The sequence below is a fragment of the Streptomyces iconiensis genome, from assembly GCF_028657195.3.
Taxonomy (GTDB): Bacteria; Actinomycetota; Actinomycetes; order Streptomycetales; family Streptomycetaceae; genus Streptomyces; species Streptomyces iconiensis.
The window spans coordinates 1-13,621 of sequence record NZ_JANCPR020000038.1; the positions used below are offsets into that span (position 1 = coordinate 1).

Here is a 13,621-nt window from a genome sequence, read left to right on the forward strand (position 1 = left end):
ATGCCCTCATCGGCAAGGTGTCGCCGCCAACGAACACCCCGACCTCACCGGCATGCAACCGATCTTGTCGGCATGTTCAACGCCCAAAACCCGCCCGCGACATTGGCATCTTGAATGCCTCTCAACAACCCGGTCAAACGGCCCACCTGGACCGCGCGGTTCACCGGGCACACCCCGCAGCCGCTGATGACCGCCGTGGCCTCCGCCGTCCTGGATTCCAGCCCGGTGCCACGTGAGGCGTACCGCGTCCCCGAGCGGCACCGTGCGCTCGTCACCCTCCAACCGGCCACGGCCGAACACTCCGCCCGCGCGGCGGCGGCCCAGGCCCGCAGCCGGCCTTCCGCCGTACGACCGCACGCAACTCAGAGTCCCCAGCCGCCCGCACCGGCCGTCACACCCCCACGCCCCACCCGAAAGCGCTGAGCAGCGAGCCCGCCGCCAACCCAACGCTCTCCGTGAGGAGTTCCACCATGCCCGACCCCGACACCACCGTGCACGTCTCGCCCGTCTACCTCGCCGGGGAAGGCTCCGCCGAACCCGCGCTCCGCCCCCTCCTGGACGCGGGCTTCCGCCACGAGTACGACGCGCTCGGCAACGCCCGCCTCACCTCTCCCGCACAACACCACCAGGTCGACTACATGCCGCGCGGGCTCACCCAGGTCCAGTGGAAGATCAGCGAAGGCCCCGACCGCTACACCCCGCCCACCTGGCAAGCCACCTTCACCGACAACACACCGCCCGAAATCGTCGCCGCCTTCACCACCGCCCTCGCCCAGGACGCCAGCCCCTGGCCGGGCGGGCGACGACCCAAGTCCGATGACGTGCTGCGTCCCCTGGCCGATGCCGGCTGGCGCCGCCACGAAAGCGCATGGGAGATCGCCTTCACCTCCCCCGACCACCTCGCCAACATCAGCTTCGACACCATGCCCGGCCAGCCCCTCGATCCCGACTACGAGCCCTGGCTCCTCTCCGCAGGCCGCGACCTAGGCCACAGCTACGACTGGTATGCCGCCTTCACCACCCACACCCCCACCCACCTGGTCACCGCCACCGCCGCCCGCCTCGCCGACCCGGCCCCCGTCCCGCGAACCGACGCCCATCCCCTCCACCCAAGCGTGACGGTCACCGAAGCGCCTGCCCGCACGACCGCCTTCCGGGCGGCTGCCGCCCGCAGCCGCACCACCGCCCCCGCCGCACCGGGCCCCTCGGCGCCCACCACACCTTCTGCGGCAGCCAGCGCTCCGGCCAACTCCCAGCCCCGCCACCACAGGTGACCGGATGCGCGAGCCGGGCCCCTCCGGTCACCGCCCGGCTGCGTCGCCCACCGACGAACCAGGCCAACCGACACAATTCGCTGGCCTGCAACAATAGAGCTCGTCGACGGTGATCGTTCCCCGGCTGATCAAGATCAATTCCCAGGGCGGCTGGCAGGTACGGGCGCGAGAGGCTTGCGGAGCCAGCCGGGTATCTGGTCCGATCGTTCTTCTCATAGCCGAAGGGGTCGGCGACCTCACTCTGCAGGGTGCGGGCTCCAGCAAGCGCTCGGACTGATGTTGCAGCAGCGCGCCCTCGCTGGTCGGTTGCGGTCCCGTCCTCGTGTGTCTACGGCCAGGTGTCGGGTAGCGCTGCACGATTGCTTGGGGCCTTGGCTCACGCTGTTGAAAGCCGTTTTCTCGTGGGGTGTGGCTCCTGTGGGGGGATCGGACTGCCTCTCGTGGCTTTGGCGTCCTGGGAGGCTCATCGGTGAGTTGTCTGCGCGTCACGGCTGTCTTCTTGCGGGGGCGCTATCGGCGGTCTTGCCGCTCCGGACGGTCGCGCCACTGCGTGAGGAGGTGGGCGAATGCGATAGGTCAGAAGACGACGCCGACGATGCCAGCGTTCATGATGACCACGATTCTGGCGCCTGCGGTGTCGCTCAGGGTGGTCGTTGTCCAGGTTCCGTCGGCCGCCGACAGGCGCCAGTGCTCGCCCATCGGTGGCGTGGTCCGCCTGGTCACGTCGCCGTCACACGCCCCCGCCACGCCCGGTCTGGGCGGCTGTCTGGATTGACGGCCACCGGCCGCAGGCGTGCGGCGACCGTGCCGTGGTCTGCACCGGCGCGAAGGGTGCCTTGGGCTCATCGCCTGCGAAAAGAAGGGGCGTCTGCTTTCCTCGTCTGCCCTGGAGATCGGAGGCTTCGGCTTCCCCCACGGCGGCGAGTGCCAGCCGTTGCGCCAGCGCTTGCCGGTCCGCACGTTGATGCCCAGGATCCGGCACGCTGCGGCGCTGCTGTGTCCCTGACTCATGAGCTGGAGATATACCTCCCGCTCACGCGTCACAGAACCCCGGCCCCCAGGGCCCCGATTCTCTCTGACCTCGAAGTCCATCGCACCCCTTGAGCTGGGGTGTTGCGACAGCCACTAGAACTCAAGCAAGCCCGGGGCCTTCTTCGCTGCGACTGTGCGACGATGTGTTTTCTCCTGTCGGGTCACGCAGACGGAGTCTGTGGGCTGGTCGGCGGCCGTGCAGTGCAGTGCTCGCAAGGCCAAAGGAAGTCCGGCGGGCGGAACAGCCGTCTCTGGCAGGCGTTGGCTTCCGCTCTGCGGCACGGCCCCGATTCCTCGATTCCTTCTCCAGGGCCTCACCGCACTTTGAGCCCGGCCGCCGTCTGCTCACCGCCCGCGCCTGCCGACATGCCACCGACGCTTCGCCACGGACACCAGCACCCCAGCACACCTGCCAAAAGACTCACGTGACCAGGCCCTGCTGCAGGCTTTCTCCCCTCACCTCGACTGATCCGCTCCGATGTTGGGCGGGTCCGGAATATGGTTTCCGAAGTAGTCGTACGCGGTCCCGTCGTCCCCGCCTCCTTTCACGGACCCGGCCCCGCGTGCGGGTGAACCGCCCTTGAGGCGTACGTCGTCCGGGGCGGTCGGCTCGGCGGACCTGAGCAGCGGGTCGGCGCGGACGCCAGCGGGATCACGGGGCTGATCGGTGTGCCAGTAGAGGTTGTTGCGGTAGGTGCTGACGGTGTCGCGGATGGGGGAGTCCTGGCCGGCCGCACCCACGAACACGTTGTCCTCGAAAGTGACGCCGGTGCGGTTGTTGTCATTGCGGACGAGCGCGGTGTCGGACCGGTTGGTGACGACGGTGTTGCGGTAGACGCGCGTATCGGTGGAAGCGCCGCACACGATGGAGATCACGCCGTAGGACGAGGCCGTGTTCCGGTCGTTGATGCTGATGTTGTCGTGGACGCGATTGCCGTCGCTCACCATGTCCGCGGCGTTGCAGACGAGCAGGAATCCGCCCTCGTTGTCGTGGCTGTAGTTGTACCGGTAGACGTTGCGGTTATTGCCGCCGTCGATGTCGTATGCCATGGAGTCCATCGTTCCGTGGCCCCCGGTGACCTCGTTGTACTGATACAGGACGTCATCTGAGTCCCAGGCCCAGACGCCGGCGTTGTAGTCGGCCGACCGCATGTTGAATCCGTTGACGTAGTTGTGCTCGACGAGAGCGCCGCGCGACTTCTGCACGACGATGCCGTCGCCTCCGACGTCGTACACCTTGTTGTGCGTGAACACGACTCCGGTGGACTGCATGTGTTCGGTTCCGGCAGAGCCCTTCCCGCGCTTCCAGGTGGAGGAGGTGGCGATGCCGCTCCGGTCGACGTGGCGGACGGTGGAGTGGCTGACGCGCAGGTCGTCGAACCGGGTGGGGGTCTTGGACCCCTTCACGGTGAAGAGGATCCCTCCGCTCGGGTCCGGGTCCTTGAAGTCGGCCCCGTAGACGTCGTGGACATCGATGTCCTCGACGACGAAGTGGTGGGCGACGCCGTAGTCGGTGAGCTCGACGTAGAGGCCCGCGCGGCGGTCGGTTTTGGTGTCAGGGCCGGTGTTGGAAAGGTCGAGGTTGCGGATCTCCCACTGTTCGGTATTGGCGAGGAGAAGCGCGGCGCGGGCGCCCCCGCCATCGATGTGCGGCTTGCTCTCGCTCGTGCTCCCGTAGGCATCGATCTGGACGGGGGCCCCGTCCGCTCCCTTTCCCTTGGGCGCGAGCACGCCTTCGCACTCCGTACCCCGCTTGAGGAGGAGGCGCTCACCGGGGGCGTAGGTGTGGGCGCTGGCCTGGGCGAGGGTGCGCCAGGGGGCGGTGGGTGAGGTGCCGGTCGCGGTGTCGTCACCGTTCTGGCAGTCGAGGTAGTAGGTGGCGCCGGGGGCGGCGGTCGTCACGGGGGCGGCGGCTGCGGCCAGGACGGCGGCGAGCAGAAGGGCACGTACGAGCGTGGCCCGGAACGTAGCGCTGGGTCGTGCGTTGACATCCACGACGCGTTCTCCATCCTCGATTGTGCACTCGTCTGCTGCCGACGTCTGAAGGTATTCCGGTGGGAGTTCTAAGTATTCACCTGTCCAAAGGGCAGGTCTGCGCGCTTTGTGTCACCGTCGGCTCTGTCGATACCTCAGCTACCTTCGGCAATCAAGCCGACTCCGTTGAACATGTCCTCGCAATGGTCGCCAGGCAGAAATTTGCTGCCGCTCCAGAGGATATCCACTTCTCCACCTCCGCGAAAATTGGCGAGGCGACAATGCAGATATGGCCATCCCGCCACTTCCTTGGTGGAAAGCTTAGTGTACAAAATGGACCCGGCCCCGGCCGCGACGAAATTGCTTTCAGTCGGTGGGTTCGCATCGAATCCCCGGTTCGCTAGCCCGTCAGCGAAAGCGATGTTATGGAACATGCTCTTGAAGGAAAAGTAAGCGGCATAGTTGTCAAGGTACAGTGTCCCACCCTTCCCAACACCGTAACGGAGCCAGTATTCACGGGATTCGGTTTTCGTTGGGTCGATGATGGTGCATTTTTCTGAATTCTCGTCGCCGGTGACGACGAGGTAGTGTCCGTCGGGGGTGAGATTGATATGGCGGGGGTTGGGGATGGTGTCCCATTGGGGGCGGTCGGCGAAGTAGTGTGGTTCGTGGGGCATGGGCTTGAGGTCTTTGGTGACGGCGGCGGCTTTGCCGTCGTAGCTTTGGACGATGGCGAAGGCGTGGGTTCCGTCGGCGGTGATGGTGAGGTCAATGATGGGCCTGCCGTGCGCTTCGAGGACTTCGTAGGGGGCGGGGTCGGAGGTGGTTTTGCGGGTCTTGCCGCTGGAGTCCAAGGGGAAGGTGTAAATGAATCCGTCACTGCCACCGGCATACAGGCGCTGGTCGACGTGGGAGGGCTGTCCGAAGCCGCCGGCGAGAGCCGCACACAGCAGGTTCACCCTCTTGTTGGTATTTAGTTGGGTCGTGGTGGGGCTCTTGGGGTTGCTGACATCGAACTCATCGATGCTGGGGGTGCCGGTGGTGCGGTAGACCAGCGACCGGGGGGTATCCAGCAGGAGGCGGGCGTCGGACGTCACGCTGCCTCCTGTGCTGCTGGTGTGCCAGAACAGGGCGTTCGTGCTGGTGTCGATGGTCCGGATGCGGAACGGCGACGGCGTGTACATGGTGAGCTTGCTCATGGCGATTCCCTTAGCTGGTCTTGAGCTGGAAGGTGTCCCAGTCGGTTGCCCCGGTCTGTTCGTCTTCCTCGGCGTGCGGGGTGACGGTGTACCAGGTGTGGGCGCTGTCGAGGAGCATGATGGTTTTGCTGTCGATGGCCATGGCGGTGCGGACATCGAGGGTGAGGGTCTTGGGTTCGGCGGTCAGGGGGCTGGTGCTGGTGTCGGTGTCGGTGAGCCAGTACTTGTTGCCGGCGAAGACGACGGCGAGGGCGCGGCTGGGTTCGATGAGTGAGGTGGCGGCGGTGAACTGCTGTGCTGCTGTGGGCAGGTCGGTGAGCAGGCTGCTGAGCGGCTGGTCGGGGCGAGGTTCGAGCTTGTACCAGCCGCTCTTGTTCTTCTCGTCCTGGGGGTCGTAGGGCTTGGCGTTCTTGTTGGGGGCCAGGACGGTGTGTCCGCTGGAGCCGTTCTGGATGAAGTAGGGCAGGTTGCGCTTCACGATGGCGGCGACTGTGGCCTTGTCCTTTGTCAGGTAGTCGCCGTAGCCCGACCACAGGGGGTTGACGGGGTGCGATTTGGGCCCGTAGTGGCTGGTGTCCCAGGTGGGGGTGGGGGTGGTGTTCTTCAGGGTGCGGATGTAGACGGTGGCCTGGGTGGTGAGGAAGAAGGCTTGCCCGAGTTCGGCGTCTTGTGCGGGTGCGGTGTCGCGGAGGTGGGGGAGGTAGAAGGCGACGCTGACATCGGAGAGTCCGTCGGGCCCGGAGATGGTCATAACGGGGGCCTTTCTGGGGCAGTCGGAAGGGAGGTGCATACGTGCGAGTTGCGGGCTGGAGGTGGTGGCTGTGGGCGCCGTTGATGGCTTTCGGGCGGCCCGGACAACGTTGCGCTGCGGCGGGTCTGGGGTATCTGCGGCTGCGGCCACCGGTGCTCATGAGCGCGTGATCAGCCCTCGGCGCAATGGTTGCTGTCCGGGGCGGTCTGTGATGCGTCAGCCAGACGGGGTGATGCTGCCGGCGCCCAGGGGAATCCAGCGGATGCTGACTCCTGAATTCCGTTCCGCTACCCCTCCGATGGTGAAGTAGTTGCCCGCCGCGACGAAGAATTCGGTGTAGTTCCAGTCTCCGGCGCTGCTGAGGGTGACCCGACGGGCTTCCAGGCCCTTGCCGGGAGGGTCGTTGAGGTCGGGCACGGACTTGTCCGAGGGGGCATCGTTGACCGTGAAAGTGATCTGTGCGGGCTTTCCGTTGCCTGTGAGGCTGGCGCATACGATGCCGTCAGTGTCAGGGGTGTAGGTCTTGAAGGCGTGCGGGTCTCCGCTCGTCTTCTTGATGTCGCCTACGAGCAGTTGGACTTGGCCCATGACTTTCGTGGTACCGGTGACGATGAGCGGACCGGTCTGGAAAGTGCCTCGGTTGACGAAGACCATGGTGCTCAGGGAACAGTGGACCTTCGTGTGGCCTGCGCTGTCGCCGACTTCGGCAGTGAGCCGGAAGAACGAGTGATTGTGCAGGGCTTCGGTGTCGGTGGTGAGGACGACTCCCTGGGAGCCGTCGGTGATCGTGCGGGTGCCTTCGTGGGCGTAGCCCTGCTCGTCGAAGCCGACCCAGTCCAGGTCGAGTTTGGCCGGCTTGTTCAGGTGCCAGCTCAGGTGGGTGGACTTTCCGTTGTCGACGAGTTGGGGTTTGGCCTCAAGGCTGTGGAACTCAAATCCGGGGGGCGCCTTGGTCAGCTCCCGGCGCACGGCGGCGTTTTTGTTGATGGCGACTTCGACCCAGGTGGTGCCGACCTTTTCGTTGATCTGCAGCTTGGAGAGTTTGATGCACAGCGGGTCGGCCGCGGTGAGGGTATTGTCCTTGTCCTTGTCCGCGCGGACCGTGAAGCTGCTCGTTTTCTTGTCCGGGCTCAGGGCCGGGAGGCTCGCTGTCCAGCGTGCGCTGCCGTGCAGCAGGCTGACGCTGCGCTGGAAGTCGTTCTTCTCGCCTCGTTCGGTCAGGTCCTCCGGGGTGTTTCCGCAGGGGATGGTGATGCGGATGCTGTCGCACTGGGCGCTGGGGGTAGTGGGCATGACGCGGATTTCGATGTCGCCCGTGCTCAGGCCCGTGGCCTCTTTGGCTTGGAGCGGGTTGGGGGTCGTCGTGACGCCGATACTGAAGCCCGAATCGGACTGAACGAGTGTGTACATGTCGGCCTTCTGTCCTGGGCGGGGCGCTGTGCTGGGGGTCAGGAGGGAGGTGAGTGGCGGGTGAAGGCTTCCAGGAGCTGCAGGAAGCCGGCGCGGGCCTGAGCGGGGTCGGGCGGGAAGGCTGCGTCGGCGGTCGGGGGTGTGAGGTTGGGCCGGCTGCTCCACTGGGTGGCGGAGGCGCGCTGGGCCCATTGCCATTGCCCGGTGAAGGCGCTGGGCTTGGGCATGCGGATGGTGTTCTGGTCGGGGTCGGGCGGGGTGAGCAGGGGATCGGTGGAGAAGGGGATGCTCAGGGCGTCCAGACCGGTGCGCACGGCGAGCTCGGGGATGCGGTAGAACCCCGTCGGCAGGATGTCGGTGACGGCGTGGAGCTTTTGCCAGGGGTCGACCAGGACGGTGACGAAGCGCCCGGTGGTCGCGGGCAGCGGACTGGCGACGCAGGGCACGGTCAGATCCGGATCGTCGGCGGGCAGATGCTTCAGAACCGCGCACTCGGCAGGAACCGGGTGGGGGGTGCGCAGTTGGTCGTAGTGGTCATCGAGGAAGTAGCCGATGAGGCCGTCTTCGGTCAGGTCGGCGGCGCCCAGCCGCAGCGGCCACTGGGCGGTGAGGGTGTCGCTGGGGGTCGTGCCGGGGACAGCGGGGCCGGGCGGCGGGCCGTCGAGTTCGATGGCCAGACGCAGGCGGAGCAGGGCGAGGGGGCGGCCGGCCAGGAGGGCGAGAGCGGCGGTGTCCTGGTCGGTGCGGGAGGTGGTGGTCAGCCCGGCATCGATGAGGGTGATCAGGTCCTCAAGGGCGGTGGTACTCAGGCCGTCGAGGAAGGCGTGGACCTTGTCCAGGGTGGTGTTGCTGTCGAGGGTGCGGCCGGCGGGCAGGGGCAGGGTCAGGTGGGCGGCCTGGGCGGGGTCGGCGCCGTGGCGGTATTCGCTCAACGGCATGCCCGTGCCGGTGTACAGGACCAGGGAGTGGTCCAGGCGGTTGGGCAGGATCCAGCCGGCGAGGGTGGGCGCGATGTCAGGGACGTCCGGGGCGAGGTTGCGGTCGTCGTCGGGGTCGACGGCATCGATGCACAGGCGGGCCGGGTGGAGCAGCCGCGGGGGCAGTTGGACGACTTTGCTGCGGAAGGACGTCATGTCCTTGACGACTTTGTCCGAAGCGGGCGGGCTGTTGGTGTAGACCCTCGTCTGGTCCAGCATGAGGGAGGCGGTTTGGCCGAAGCGGTCGATGAGGGTGACTTCCTCCAGGTAGATCTGGCCGGCCCGGACGGGCTGGAAGCCGGAGCGGGCGGGATCGGCCGCGGGCTGGGGCAGGCGCACCGTACGGGCGGTGGAGGTGCCGGGCGTGGTCTCGGTCAACTGCTGGGCGACGGCCCGGTCGGTCTCGTCGGTGTTGTCGGGTGAGGGCAGGTAGTAGGGCATGGGGCTGCGCTGGAGGAACCAGGCGTTGAGGCCCTGCAGGCTCTGGGAGAGCATGTCGGAGCGGTTGGCGGTGTCGGAGAAGCGTCGGTAGGCGGGCGTGATGTCCTCGGAGCGGTTGCGGGCGATGTGGTCGGTCTTGCGGGAGGCGACGAATCCGGGCAGGGGAGTCAGGGAAAGGCGCCCGCCGAGGGTGCCGGGGGCGTGGTCGCCGCTGCCGTTCCAGGCGTAGTGCGTGCCGTTGAAGCTCCACAGCGGCTTGTGCTCGGTCGAGGTGTAGGGGATGGGGGCGCAGCGGCCCTTCCATTCCAGGAGCAGGGGGGACCAGGGCGGTTTCCAGGCCCGGGTGTGGGGGGAGAGGGCTTGGGCGGTGGGGTTGTGCTCGGGGGCGGTCAGCAGGTGCTGCAGGAGGCTGACGGCGTCCTGGTCGGGGACTGGGTGGTGGGCGGCCTGGTCGAGGGCGGTGAACTCGGCGAAGGCCTTGGCGGCGAGGCTGCGCAGATGTTCGGGCAACAGGTCGGTGTAGGGGGGATCGACGCGATCGGTGACGGGCAGGCCGGGCAGGACGGTGACCAGCTCATCGGGCAGGCGGCAAGACAGCGGGCCCTCGGGGACCAGGGGCTGGTCGATGCCGGGGCCCTGGAGGAGGATGGTCGGGTCTTGGGGGTGCTCGTAGGGGGCCGCGGGGGACGAGGTGAGCGAAAGGCCGGCGGCCTGGGCGGTCTGCTGCACGCTGGCCTGCTGGCGGGCGACGTCTTGGCGGAGCGTGGCGGCGGCGTCGCGCTGACGGGTGGCGTCCTCCAGAGCGTGTCGCAACTGCGCCTCCAGGGCCTTGGCGTTCTCGGTCTCGCCCTGGATCTGGCTGATGCCTTTCAGCCGCCAGAGGTCGGCCAGGCGCTGGCGGGCCTGGGCCAGCGCGGCGTCCGCTTGCCGTAGCTGTGCTTGCCGGTGGTTGAGGTCGGCCAGGTCATCGGTGCTGGGCGGCTGGGCGTCGGGGGTTTGGGTTGGGCCCGGGGTGCGCGGATCGGTCAGGGACCACTGCGGGCTGGTCGGCGCGGCGCCGAACCCGGCGGCGTGCTGGGCGAAGGCGGTCTTGACGGGCCCGTCGGGCGTGTTGAGGTATTCGCAGGTGCCAGCCAGCAGGGCGGCCAGGGCCTGGTGGCGGCGCTCGCCAGCGGTGCCGCGCTCGCCGGGTCCGGCCTTGGGGCTGTCGGTGGGAGGCAGCGCGCTCCACGCGTCATCGACGTTGCTGCCGATGGCGATGTTCACGCTTGCGGCGCTGGGCCTGTTGACGGCCTCGCCGGCTCCCGATCCGTTCAGGGCCAAGACCGTGCCGTAGTAGACGGAGCCGGCCCCCGCGGCGTCAGGCTGCTGCAGCTTCCAGCGCAGGGATTCCAGCGCTTGCTTGGCGTCCTTGGCGCGGGCGGGGTCGTAGGCGGCGTTGGAGTACCAGCCCAGGACGCAGTAGCTGAGCGTCCACTTTTCGTCGGGGTTTTGCACGTTGTCGCTGGGCCAGTCCGCGCTGCTGTCGTGGAAGGACAGCACGTTTTCGTTGTAGGGCTGGAAGGCGGAGAAGGTCGGCAGGCCGGGGCCGAGGATGTCGAGGAACAGCTCGCCGTCGGGGTCGCGCTCCTTCCAGTCGCTCGGGTCGATGCCGACGGTGCGCGAGCCCAGGGAGTCCTTTTGGGGCGGGGAGATGTCACGGCCGTTGATGCGGGTCAGCAGGTAGGGCGAGGTGCCCTCATTCATGCCGTCCACCGGGTCGGGGTGTTGGCTGTCGAGGTAGTCGCTCTCGACGACCCAGGCGCCGCTGACGGTGCGGGCGGCGGCGTTTTCCCCGCTGGTGCGGATGACGAGCCACCTGTTGGGGATCTTGGGGAAGGCCAGTGAGCCATCCGGCTGCTGCTTGCCCTCGCACAGGCTTTCCGGAAGCCGCCAGTGCAGGTACATGCCGCAGTGCCACTTCGGATTGGTGAAGTCTTCCAGAACGGCGTCTTCGGGGTCCTGGTGGTCGATGAGGTTTCGGAAGTCGGGGCGCCAGCGCTTGAAGTGCCCCGCGGCCAGCGCATCGCTGGTCACCACAAGGGCGTCGACCTGGATGGGCACCAGGAGAGGCTGGGAAGACATGGGGGAGGTCACCTCGGGTAGCTGAAGGTCATCGTCTGCGGGCCGTCGACGCACTGCAGGGCGAACTCGGCCGGCGAGAGCAGGCGGCGCTGGGCGATGTCGAACTGGCCGGCGTCCGCCAGGGCCTGGGCCAGGGCGGCCACCAGACCGCCGGCCGCCGGCTCCTCGCCGCGCGTGGGGGCCTTGGGCGAGTCCTTGGCCGACAGCAGGCACAGCACGTCGGGTGTCCCGTCGGGCACCGGCCGCAGGAACCGCTGGACGTCCTTGAGTTGCCGGCCCAGGTTGGTGCCGACGCGGTGCCCCGCGTTGCCGTCCTTCAGGGCCCGCAAGTTGATCTGGCAGGTAGCGGCAGCGCCCTCGTTGGACTCATCGAGGCCGAAGTGCAGGCCGTGGTAGGGCTCCGCGAACACGATCTTGTCCGGGACGTCGGCGAACAGCAGCAACCACACGCCGCTGCCCATCTTGCGCCGGAACGTGGTCACCGTCTCGCCCTTGCGGGTCGCCGTGATCAAGAGGTTGGGGATGTCGAGGGTCAACTGGGTGCGCAGCAGCATCCCGCAGGGCAGGACGTCGGTGGTGGCGGCCACCGCCTCCCGCAGCTCGGCGGTGATCACGCTGTCCAGGGTGGTGGCCACCCCCACGCTGACGGCGCCGTCGACCAGAGCCTGGAGCCAGGCGGGGTCGAGGTAGAAGAAGCGCAGACTCTCCTCGGGCAGGGCGCGGGCATCGGGGACCAGGTAGTGGAAGGGCACCGCGCACAGCAGCGTCCAGGCGTCGAGGTGGGCCGCGGACAGGAACGGGGCGTCCCGGTAGACGTCTTGGGCCGCTCCTGCTCCTGGGGCCTCCGGGGCCGTGTCGGGGGCGCCGGTGGGGGCCGGGACGTGCACGTGGGGCGCGATGGCCCGGCGGATTCGGCGGCGGATGCCAGGGTCAGCGGCGGCCTGCTGCACCGCGGCCGACAGGGCCGGCCGCGGTGCACAGGGCCGCTCATCGTGCTCGTGGCAGGGCGCCGCGGCCACGACCGGTTCCGGGGCGGGCCGGTCGGCGTCACCCGGCGGCGTGGGCAGACCTGCCAGCAGGTCGGGAAGGTGAGTAGCCATCAGGTGGTCCACCAGCTCCAGCCCGCTCAGCGGCTCGGCCTCCGAATGGTCCTGTGCGCTCGGCCCGCACCGGGTGAAGGGGCTGGTGGCATCAGCCGCACTCAGGTGCAGGGCCCGCCAGGCCGCGTTGCGGGCCCGCAGCAAGGGAGCCGACACATCGCCGGTCGAAAGGGCCAGCAGACGGCCCAGCGTCCAGGCGGCCGCGTAGCTCAGGTCATAGATGCCATAGCGTTTGAGGTAGATCAATGCGCTGTCAGGACGCTCCAGATGCCGAAGCGTGCCTGTCGCATCCGCCCACGGCGCCTTCAACGCGGGGGCAGGCACAAACGGGCCCCGGTACCAGGCGAAGGTGTCTTCGGCGCCCAGGGTGTGGTAACTGATCGGGGTATAGCCCCATCCCAGGCGGTCGGTGACGTGCCGGCCCAGGTCACCGGGGGGCGTCGGGCTCGTCGGCGCAAGTCGCAGCCCCAGGGCCGCGGCGTGCTCGCCCTTGGGAGCGGCGGGCGCCGCCAGGTGCCGCATTCGGGCCGTGAACCCGCTACGGCCGCCCGTGACCTGTTCGAAGGACCAGGAGTACAGCGAGAACAGCCGCAGCCGCGCAGGGCGGCCCGCGCTCTGGAAGTAGCTCTCGCAGCCCTCCAGTGACACCAAGTGCGCCTGGTAGCGGCCGCTCAGCCGCGGCAGACGGGAGGTGAAGGCGACCGCGAACTTCCCCGTGCGCATCCGCTCGCCGTCCTCGCGGAACAGCCCCAGATGGTGCGGCAGCTTTTCGTCCACCTCCCGGGCGTGCACCAGGTAGGGCAGCTCCGGGCGCCGGGGGGCGACCCGGTCGAAGGTCTCCACGCTGATCTCGATCGTCTGGCAGGAAATCGTCTGCGCCTCGGCCCCGATGTCCCCCAGCGCCGGCACGGCGACCTCCGACGTGGCCTGCAGCGCCTCCTTGGCCGTCGCGGGTGCGCTGCGCAGGATTTCCTCCTCGCGCAGCAGCAGCAGCGTCATCCAGGGCTCGCCCAGTTCGCTGCCGCTCACGGTCAACGGGCGCGACCACGGCAGCAGCTCGCGGTTGAGCGTGATGTGCGGGGCCACCAGTTGGTAGTCCCCCAGCGCTCCCTGCGCCGGATACACCGCCTCGACCAGATCCTGGCCGACAAGGAATCGGGGAGCAGCGATGGTGAAGGTCTGATCGGTAGGGTCGAGCTGCTTGCCGTCCAGGGTGTGGGTGGTGCGGACGGTGTACTCCCCGGGCGGGATCTGGGGCACATAGCTGTCGTAGAACGACACGCTCAACGGGGTGCCGACCAGCGACATGGCGGCTTGCGACATCACAGCTCCGAGCTCG

Annotated in this window: 9 protein-coding genes and 1 pseudogene; 2 read left to right on the forward strand and 8 right to left on the reverse strand. The window is 68.1% G+C overall.

The window, feature by feature from the left end; translation table 11 throughout:
- The first annotated feature begins 114 nt into the window (after positions 1-114).
- Positions 115-423, forward strand: a complete 309-nt coding sequence (locus NMN56_RS30730) for a DUF317 domain-containing protein (RefSeq protein ID WP_274046973.1) — start codon at positions 115-117, stop codon at positions 421-423.
- A 47-nt stretch (positions 424-470) separates the two neighbouring features.
- Positions 471-1,274, forward strand: a complete 804-nt coding sequence (locus NMN56_RS30735; protein WP_274046974.1) for an SPDY domain-containing protein — start codon at positions 471-473, stop codon at positions 1,272-1,274.
- A gap of 576 nt (positions 1,275-1,850) precedes the next feature.
- Here NMN56_RS30735 and NMN56_RS30740 read toward each other — a convergent pair.
- The 8 genes and pseudogenes from NMN56_RS30740 to NMN56_RS30770 form a co-directional block, all read right to left on the reverse strand.
- The gene (locus NMN56_RS30740) at positions 1,851-1,997 is read right to left on the reverse strand and encodes a hypothetical protein (RefSeq protein WP_280842922.1); all 147 of its coding nucleotides are present in this window, start codon (positions 1,995-1,997) and stop codon (positions 1,851-1,853) included.
- 168 nt (positions 1,998-2,165) lie between these two features.
- Positions 2,166-2,366, reverse strand: a pseudogene (locus NMN56_RS43120) (helix-turn-helix domain-containing protein); the annotation flags it as partial.
- A gap of 396 nt (positions 2,367-2,762) precedes the next feature.
- The gene (locus NMN56_RS30745; RefSeq protein ID WP_274046976.1) at positions 2,763-4,301 is read right to left on the reverse strand and encodes a right-handed parallel beta-helix repeat-containing protein; all 1,539 of its coding nucleotides are present in this window, start codon (positions 4,299-4,301) and stop codon (positions 2,763-2,765) included.
- Between the two features lie 134 nt (positions 4,302-4,435).
- Entirely contained in the window at positions 4,436-5,479 is a 1,044-nt protein-coding gene (locus tag NMN56_RS30750; RefSeq protein WP_274046977.1) for a hypothetical protein, read from the reverse strand.
- Positions 5,480-5,489: 10 nt separating this feature from the next.
- Positions 5,490-6,230 carry a hypothetical protein gene (locus NMN56_RS30755; RefSeq protein WP_274046979.1) on the reverse strand — a complete coding sequence of 247 codons (741 nt, stop codon included), beginning with the start codon at positions 6,228-6,230 and terminating at the stop codon, positions 5,490-5,492.
- Positions 6,231-6,446: 216 nt separating this feature from the next.
- A complete protein-coding gene (locus tag NMN56_RS30760) occupies positions 6,447-7,640 on the reverse strand; it encodes a hypothetical protein (RefSeq protein WP_274046980.1) in 1,194 nt (397 codons plus the stop codon).
- A gap of 38 nt (positions 7,641-7,678) precedes the next feature.
- A complete protein-coding gene (locus NMN56_RS30765) occupies positions 7,679-11,182 on the reverse strand; it encodes a hypothetical protein (RefSeq protein ID WP_274046981.1) in 3,504 nt (1,167 codons plus the stop codon).
- 8 nt (positions 11,183-11,190) lie between these two features.
- Positions 11,191-13,605 (reverse strand): hypothetical protein, encoded by a 2,415-nt coding sequence (locus tag NMN56_RS30770; protein WP_274046982.1) that lies wholly within the window; start codon positions 13,603-13,605, stop codon positions 11,191-11,193.
- Positions 13,606-13,621 lie beyond the last annotated feature (16 nt).

What these genes read in the sequence shown, in the direction of transcription:
- NMN56_RS30730 (WP_274046973.1), top strand. Translation starts at nt 115, where the DNA reads ATGCCTCTCAACAACCCGGTCAAACGGCCCACCTGGACCGCGCGGTTC.
- NMN56_RS30735 (WP_274046974.1), top strand. Translation starts at nt 471, where the DNA reads ATGCCCGACCCCGACACCACCGTGCACGTCTCGCCCGTCTACCTCGCC.
- NMN56_RS30750 (WP_274046977.1), bottom strand. Translation starts at nt 5,479, where the DNA reads ATGAGCAAGCTCACCATGTACACGCCGTCGCCGTTCCGCATCCGGACC.
- NMN56_RS30755 (WP_274046979.1), bottom strand. Translation starts at nt 6,230, where the DNA reads ATGACCATCTCCGGGCCCGACGGACTCTCCGATGTCAGCGTCGCCTTC.
- NMN56_RS30760 (WP_274046980.1), bottom strand. Translation starts at nt 7,640, where the DNA reads ATGTACACACTCGTTCAGTCCGATTCGGGCTTCAGTATCGGCGTCACG.
- NMN56_RS30765 (WP_274046981.1), bottom strand. Translation starts at nt 11,182, where the DNA reads ATGTCTTCCCAGCCTCTCCTGGTGCCCATCCAGGTCGACGCCCTTGTG.
- NMN56_RS30770 (WP_274046982.1), bottom strand. Translation starts at nt 13,605, where the DNA reads ATGTCGCAAGCCGCCATGTCGCTGGTCGGCACCCCGTTGAGCGTGTCG.